The 1424-nt window shown below is 63.4% G+C and carries 1 protein-coding gene; it reads left to right on the forward strand.

The window, feature by feature from the left end; all coding sequences use genetic code 11:
* Positions 1-346 precede the first annotated feature (346 nt).
* Positions 347-1417, forward strand: a complete 1071-nt coding sequence (locus A5791_RS11020; protein WP_231995855.1) for an IS30 family transposase — start codon at positions 347-349, stop codon at positions 1415-1417.
* Positions 1418-1424 lie beyond the last annotated feature (7 nt).

The raw sequence follows: 1424 nt of genomic DNA on the forward strand, positions 1-1424 counted from the left end.
GGCGAATTCAAGGGATGACCGCAACACCTGAGTGAAGGGGTGTTGTGTCATGGGTCGGGTTCAGGTTTCTGAGTCGGTGCGTACGAAGTTTTTTGAGGCGTTGAGCACGGGGTTGACCCCGTCGGCGGCGGCAACGGTCGCTGGGGTCGCTGCTGCCACGGGATGTGCCTGGGCCAGGCAGGCTGGGCATCAGCGCGATCGGCACGCTAAGCAGGTCACGTACTCCCAAGCTGCCAGGGACGCGTTTTGGGACGCGTTGTCTGCTGGGTATGGGCCGCAGCAGGCCGCCAGGATTTCGGGCGTGTCGGAACCGGCCGCGAAACGGTGGATCAAAAAGGCTGGGTATGTGACCCGAACTGCTGAATGTCTGACCCTTGCCGAATTCGTTGCGGCTCCGGCATCGCCGCCGCGGGGAGCGTTGTCGTTTCTGGAACGCTGCCGGCTTGAAGAGCTGCGGGAACAGGGCTACTGCGCTGCGCAGGTGGCGAAGTTTCTGGGCCGACACCGCTGCACGATCGGCCGCGAAATCCAGCGCGGTATGACCGCCTCGGGATACCGGGCCTGGGCCGGTCAGGTCTATGCCGAAGAGCAGGCCAAACGCCCCAAACTGCGTACGCTGCAGAAGTATCCGGCACTGTGGATGGTGGTTCTGCAAGGCTTGCATCAGCGGCACAGTCCCGAGCAGATCGCGGGCCGGCTGCGTCGGCAGTTCCCCGAGGATCCGGAGATGTGGGTGTCACACGAAACGATCTATCAGGCCTTGTATTTGCTGCCGCGCGGTGAGCTGGCCCGCGAGGTCAAGGCGGCCTTGCGTGCTGGTCGGATCGTGCGCAAATCCCAGGGCCGCAGCAGTGCGGAAACCCGGGGAAAGATCAAAGACATGGTCTCCATCAGTGAACGCCCCGCCGAAGCCGCCGACCGGGCGATCCCGGGGCACTGGGAAGGCGACTTGATCATCGGCGCCCACGGGATGTCTCAGATCGCCACGTTAGTCGAGCGGACCACCGGATTTGTGGTGCTGTTGCACCTGCCCGCTGATCGCAACGCCGAGACCGTCGCCGCAGCCATGACCGCGAAAATCCCCGAAATCCCCGACGTGCTACGCCTGTCACTGACCTGGGACCAAGGCAAAGAAATGGCGCTTCACACCAAGATCACCGAAGCCACTGGTCTGCCGATCTACTTCGCCGACCCGCACTCGCCATGGCAGCGTGGCACCAACGAGAACACCAACGGGCTTCTGCGCCAATACTTCCCCAAAGGAACCGACCTATCCTTTTACGGGCCAGGCTGGCTCGACAACGTCGCTGCCGAACTCAACGCCCGACCCCGCAAACGCCTGGGCTACCGCACACCCGCCGAAGAACTCGACCGGCTACTGTCAGACCCGTCCACGTTTGTTGCGGCCACCGCTTGAATCCGCC

This window comes from Mycobacterium sp. 852002-51163_SCH5372311 (assembly GCF_001667115.1).
GTDB lineage: Bacteria > Actinomycetota > Actinomycetes > Mycobacteriales > Mycobacteriaceae > Mycobacterium.